Here is a 6,326-nt window from a genome sequence, read left to right on the forward strand (position 1 = left end):
CCATACCAAGTGCTTCAGACGCTTTATGACGGGTTGTTTCCCAAGGGTCGCGACCGCTGCTACTGGAAATCGACTTACCTCAAGCACCTCGACAATGAGGTTATCCGCGAGATTACCAAGAACTTGACTTGGCGTCCGTCAGACATGACCTATGCCTCCATCTGGAAATTTGGAGGTGCCGTTCAGCGTATCACTGGCGATGCTACGGCCTTTGGAGATCGCTCAATGCCGTTCATGCTCAGCCTCGATGCGATCTGGTCCAACGCAAGTGAAGACGATGCGAATATCAGTTGGGTCCGTGATGTGTGGCACGCTATGCAGCCTCATTCGACGGGGCGCATGTACCTCAACTTTCCGGGGCTTGGAGAAGGGGATAATCTTGTTCAAAATGCTTTCGGTGCCGAGACCTATGCCCGACTGCAGCAGGTCAAGCGGAAGTATGATCCCGATAATGTCTTTCGCATGAACCAAAATGTTCTGCCGCAGTAAGCATGGCACTATCCGCTTTGAAGCTCATCATAAGGTTCATGACGTATATTGTGGAAACGGAAAACTACAAAGCGCCAGCTTTGGCTGAGCTGCATTTCGCTTCAACCTGCCATCACTCAGCTGCGTGAATTCGCGTGGACCGACCGTTGTCATGCTGCCGCGCCAGTCAGGTCTGACGATAAAGGTGATCAGTCATGAAGAGTATGGAATTCGACGTCGGGATCGCCGACGGGGACCTGCTGGTTGTCTGCAGTGATCCGGCCGAAGTCGGCGCAGCCTTTAGCTCGTCCATATTGTCAAAGTTGACAGAATTGCCTGTGAGAGATTGATATGGCACACAACGTACGATCATCTCCGACCAAGCCGGTCCAGACCAAGTTGCCTCATGACATGATAGCTATGATGACGGTAGGCGACTCTGTTTCATTCCTAAAGGCTTCCGTCGATGCCAAAGTTTCGATCCCCGAGCAGCAAATCCTTGAGAAAGATAAAGCGTAGTGACACGACGCGGTTAGGTACGATCCGTGAGATTGTGCCCAATGAGTTGCGACCAGGTCATACTCGCACCGTTAGGGCGCCGGTTATCAACAGGGAGGCGTTTAAGCCAGATGCGCGGTCTCAAGCTCTTCTCGAAGGAGGCCGAATAGCCCAAGAAGATTTACGCGAGGCTGGTGGCGCCTATGATTTGGACCAGGTCAGAACACTGATGCAGGGTGTCTCCCGTCAGGCCATCGACAAACGGGTGCGGGAAGGAAGTCTAATCTCCGTGCCTGGCCCGAGTAATCGCCGAAGCTATCCAACCCTTCAATTCGATAGGGACGGCACGGTCGTAGCGGGCCTAAAGGCGGTTCGTGAGGCTTTGCCGGCAAATAATACTTGGGCCGTTCTAAATTTCTTAGCTCAGCCGGATGACAGACTAGGAGGGCGCAGGCCCATCGATGTTCTTAAGGCGGGGGATGTGGAACTAGTTGTCGAAGCGGCGCGCAGGCTGGGTAGTCAGGGAGCGTGATTGGCCTCTGCCACCTTCCGATCTTGGAAGACGCCGGCCGGAACTCCTAACTCTTCCGGCGGGAACTTTCATCCTTCGTTTCTACCCAGCGCAATTCTACCCACTCCACTTCCACAGGTCGAGAGATGGGAGGCTGAACGCCCCGATGACCACGTGGCGCGTTTTGAACTAGCCCACTGGTCATTGATTGGTGCCGTGCAGTAGTGATGGAGTGGATGGCTCCTGCTCCCCGGCATCAAGGTGCCATATGGTAGGTTGTGTAGTGACCACAGACCCACAGTCGAGAGGAGCCATCCATATGAAGATTACCACGATCGGCCTGGATTTGGCCAAGAACGTCTTTCAGGTTCACGGTGTCGATGCCGAAGGGAACGTTACAGTCCGGCGCCGGCTGCGTCGGAAAGAGGTTCTTTTGTTCTTCGGCGGCCTCGAGCCATGCCTCATCGGATTGGAAGCCTGCGGATCAGCACATTTTTGGGCGCGGGAGCTTGCGGCTCTCGGACACGATGTTCGCATCATGCCGCCCTCTTACGTGAAGGCCTATGTCCGGCGTGGCAAGAAGAACGACGCGGCTGACGCCGCCGCGATCTGCGAGGCCGTGACGCGGCCGAACATGCGCTTCGTGCCGATCAAGACCGAAGTCCAGCAGACGGCGCTGATGCTTCACAAATCGCGCGACCTCCTGATCCGCCAGCAGAACATGCTGGTCAACGCCGTCCGCGGGCACGCCGCCGAACTTGGCCTCGTCGCCGCGCAGGGACGCGGAAAGGTTGAAGACATCATCGCCGCAGTGGAGGCCGACGACGACGATAGCCTGCCGACTTTGGCAAGGGCAGCCTTGAGACCGCTCGTCGCGCAATTGCGCACAAACGAAAAAGCGATTGCCGAGCTCGACGCCGAGATCAAGGCCTGGCACACGCAGAACGAAATGAGCCGGCGACTGGCGACGATCCCCGGGGTAGGCGTGCTGACCGCATCCGCGATTGCGGCGACGGTTCCCGATCCTTCTTTCTTCCGGTCTGGTCGCGAGTTCGCGGCTTGGCTGGGCCTCGTCCCTCGGCAGAACTCGAGTGGCGGCAAAGAGCGACTGGGCCGGATCTCAAAGCAGGGCAACCGCTACATCCGGCGCATGCTGGTGATTGGCGCGACTGGCATGCTTCGCTACGCGCGAGCAAAAAGCGCACCTGGCGCACAATGGGTCAACGGTCTGCTTGAGCGCCGCCCACCGCGTCTGGTTACGGTCGCCATGGCTAACAAGATGGCTCGGATCGCATGGGCGATCATGACGCGGCAGGAAACCTTCAGGGCACCCGCGACAGCGGCGTAGCAGCGAGGATCGCGGATTAGTTGAGACAAGGAGAGTAACAGGCTACCAGATCGTAAGGGTGAATAAGACTTGATGCCAACCGGTCGAACCGGGGATCGGGAAAACTCGCCGACAGCCATGCGGATTATCAATACCGCGTAGTAGTGATTGAGACCCGATCCGCGAACTTCCATCAGGGCCAGCGGTTATCAATGCCGCATCAACAGGCCGGACACATGACCGCACCCGATCGGGAGGTGGAAAAGTCAGATTCGCTCTTGCGCGGCAGGAGCCATCCACACATGGCTTTCGGCCCGGTTCACGATCCGGGTGTTCGCCAGTTGCTCCGGGGCGCCGGAACGAGCCGGCGCAGGTGAGCGCGAATCTCGACGCCGCCCGGCCGCTTGGCCCCACATACGAGCTGGCAAAGAACACCACAATCTATCAAAGCCTAGTAACGGGTCCTGAATTGCGAATGCTGGTCACAAACAATTAGAGAAAATGCGAACCAATAGAGAAATTGGTTGCCATGAAGCCGTTCGTTGACTTAACCTAAATTTCCTAGGGAAGGCCCACGCAAGGAAGCGTTTATAAGAAATCGGGTTTACTTTTCAGTGGGAAGCGTCCGGATTTACCAGGACTTCCCACTGCACACGTGAACCTTTCATTATATTGATCACCGTGAGGGTTTCGGTTCCGTGTCATCTCGCTCCAAGACCGTCGCAAATTCCGGACACGCCCTTGAGCGGTTGCGTATTTTGTTGGGCACAGTTCCAACAGGCGGCGAATTACGCCTGCCGCCCGAGCGGGAACTCGCGGAAGAAATCGGCGTCGGCAGGCGTGCCTTGCGCCGTGCATTGGAAGTTCTGGAGGATGAGGGACTCATCTGGCGCCGGCAGGGCAAGGGAACCTTTGGCGGCTCCGAGCAGGTCTCGAGCACGCTCAGAGTCAACAATCTTGCCGAATTCACCAATCCGCTCGAGGTCATCGAAGTGCGTATCACGATCGAACCGGTATTGGCGCGTCTTGCAGCGACAAAGGCAACGCCAGCTCTGATCCAGCAACTCGAACGGCTGGCGGCGAAGGCAAAGGAATCCACCGATACGGACTCCTGGGAATTGTGGGATGGCGCCTTTCACCGGAAGATCGCCGAAGCTGCAGGCAACCAGCTTTTCATCTTGTTCATAGGCATGATTGAGCAGATTCGGCAGAACGACGCGTGGCGCCATTTTCGCGAACGCACGCGCTCGGTAGGGCGCACCACACTGTCGATCCAGCAGCATAATGATGTGATCGAAGCAATCCGCCGGTTTCACCCGGCCGAAGCGGAAGCAGCAATGCGCGAACACTTGATTTCATTGCGCACGGCGCTGATCGAAGCAATGCAGTCGGCGGACATTCCGCGCGCTGGCAAAGCAACGTCCGCCAAAGAACAAGATTCAAAAAAGAAGAGCTTTACCACAGAGGGAATGAAATGAACTTCGTAAAAAAACTCATGTTGGCCGCGACCGTTTTGCTCTCGGCCTCTCCGACCTTCGCCGCTGATTTGCGTATCGGTCTGCAGGACGACGCCGACATCCTCGATCCGCATCGCGCCAGAACCTTCGTCGGGCGTATCGTCTTCACGTCACTGTGCGACAAGCTGTTTGATATCAACGAGAAGCTGGAAATCCAGCCTCAGTTGGCCAAGGAATGGACGTGGTCGGAAGATGGCAAGGCACTCACCGTCAAGCTACGTGACAACGGTAAATTCCATGACGGCACGACAATCGACGCCGCCGCCGTGAAGGCCAATCTTGAAAGAGCCAAGACACTGCCCGAATCGCTGCGCAAGAGCGAAGTCGCTTCGATCGATACTGTTGAAGTCCTCGATGCCACAACCCTGGTGATCCACCTCACGAAGCCGGACGCCTCGCTCTTGTCGCAACTTTCGGATCGTGCCGGCATGATCCTGTCGCCCAAGGCTTTCGAAACCGGAGATTTTGCCCAGAATCCCGTCTGCTCCGGTCCCTACAAGTTTGTCGAGCGTATCCAGAACGACCGCATCGTCCTGGAGAAGTTTGCCGACTATTGGGACGCAAAGAATTTCAACTATGACAAGCTTACCTTCATTCCAATCTCCGACTCGACCGTGCGCCTGGCAAATCTGCGTTCGGGTGATCTTGATATCATTGAGCGCATAGCACCGTCGGATGTTGAAACCGTCAAGGCAGACTCCAACCTGGCATTCTATCCGGTTACTGGAACCGGCTACCAGGCTTTGACCTTCAACATGAAGAAGGGCGACAAGGATACATTCCCGATCGGATACGACAAACGCGTCCGTCAGGCCTTCGAACTGTCGATCGACCGCAACGTCATTAACGAGGTTGTCGGACAGGGCATTTTCCAACCCGCCTACCAGCCGTTCCCGCCGACCAGCTTCGCCTACGACAAGAAGTTCGAAGGCCGCCAGCGCGACGTCGCCAAGGCCAAGGCGCTTCTGGCCGAAGCCGGCCATGAGCGCGTCAAGCTGGAGATTGCTTTTGGAAACAACACCGCCTCACAACAGGTATTTGAGTTGATCCAGGCAATGTCAGCAGAAGCAGGGTTCGATATCTCGCTGCGTCCAACGGAATTCGCCGCACTTCAATCGGCACTCAAGGACGGGAACTTTGAAGCTGGTCAAAGCGGCTGGTCGGGTCGTGCAGACCCTGACGGAAACATCCACGGCTTTGTCAGTTGCAAGGGCAACCTGAACGACGCCCACTATTGCGACAAAAAAGTCGACGCATTGCTCGAGGAAGCCCGCAGTCTGACAGATATCGCACAGCGTAAGGCGCTCTACGATCAGGTCCAGGAAATTACCCAGGACGACTTGCCGATCGTCTATCTTTATTACCAGCCATGGCCGTTTGCTGCGCGCGCCAATGTGAAGGGCTTCACCGCTTATCCCGATGGCATGATCCGTCTCAAAGGCGTTTCATCCGAGGGTTGATCTTCTTCAGCGTGGGGCGACCAGGTTAGCGGTCGCCTCATCCATCTACCGCTTCAAGCTTCAAAGTGCATTGCCATGATCGAGATTGTTTTTAGACGATGTATCGTCGTCCTGCCTACGCTGCTACTCGTCTCCATGCTGGTGTTCGGCATGCAGAAACTTCTCCCGGGCGATCCCATCCTCACCATGGCCGGCGAGGACCGTGATCCGCAAACGATCGCCTATCTCCAGGAAAAGTATCATCTGAATGATCCGATCCCGGTTCAGTATGTGGCGTGGCTCGGTCAGATTGTGCGAGGCGATCTTGGCATCTCGCTACGTACGGAGCAGCCCGTACTTGGACTGATCGCACAAAAACTGCCGGTGACCATCCAGCTGGCAGCGTTTGCCATGGTCATTGCGTTTTTGATCGGCGTGCCCGCCGGCATCATGTCTGCGATACGCAAAGGCACGGCTACCGACTATGCAATCAACGTTGTGGCGTTGTCGGGCCTTTCGATCCCCAATTTCTGGCTCGGCCTCATGCTCATTTTGCTGGTATCGGT

General features: G+C 56.4%; 5 protein-coding genes. All 5 read left to right on the plus strand.

Going from position 1 to position 6,326, the window contains the following annotated elements; all coding sequences use genetic code 11:
* Window positions 1-489 (plus strand): BBE domain-containing protein (locus AAAB35_RS25710; RefSeq protein ID WP_340671180.1); only part of this gene is annotated, 489 nt, incomplete at its 5' end.
* 1,307 nt (window positions 490-1,796) lie between these two features.
* On the plus strand, window positions 1,797-2,825 hold the full coding sequence (locus tag AAAB35_RS25715) for an IS110 family transposase (protein ID WP_340671181.1): 1,029 nt from the start codon (window positions 1,797-1,799) through the stop codon (window positions 2,823-2,825).
* A 677-nt stretch (window positions 2,826-3,502) separates the two neighbouring features.
* The gene (locus AAAB35_RS25720; protein ID WP_340671182.1) at window positions 3,503-4,282 is read left to right on the plus strand and encodes a FadR/GntR family transcriptional regulator; all 780 of its coding nucleotides are present in this window, start codon (window positions 3,503-3,505) and stop codon (window positions 4,280-4,282) included.
* On the plus strand, window positions 4,279-5,781 hold the full coding sequence (locus tag AAAB35_RS25725) for an ABC transporter substrate-binding protein (RefSeq protein ID WP_340671183.1): 1,503 nt from the start codon (window positions 4,279-4,281) through the stop codon (window positions 5,779-5,781). Before AAAB35_RS25720 ends, AAAB35_RS25725 begins: the two co-directional genes overlap by 4 nt.
* A gap of 75 nt (window positions 5,782-5,856) precedes the next feature.
* Window positions 5,857-6,326 (plus strand): ABC transporter permease (locus AAAB35_RS25730; protein ID WP_340671184.1); only part of this gene is annotated, 470 nt, incomplete at its 3' end.

The sequence above is a fragment of the Phyllobacterium sp. genome (assembly GCF_037994425.1).
In the GTDB taxonomy this organism is placed as follows: Bacteria; Pseudomonadota; Alphaproteobacteria; order Rhizobiales; family Rhizobiaceae; genus Phyllobacterium.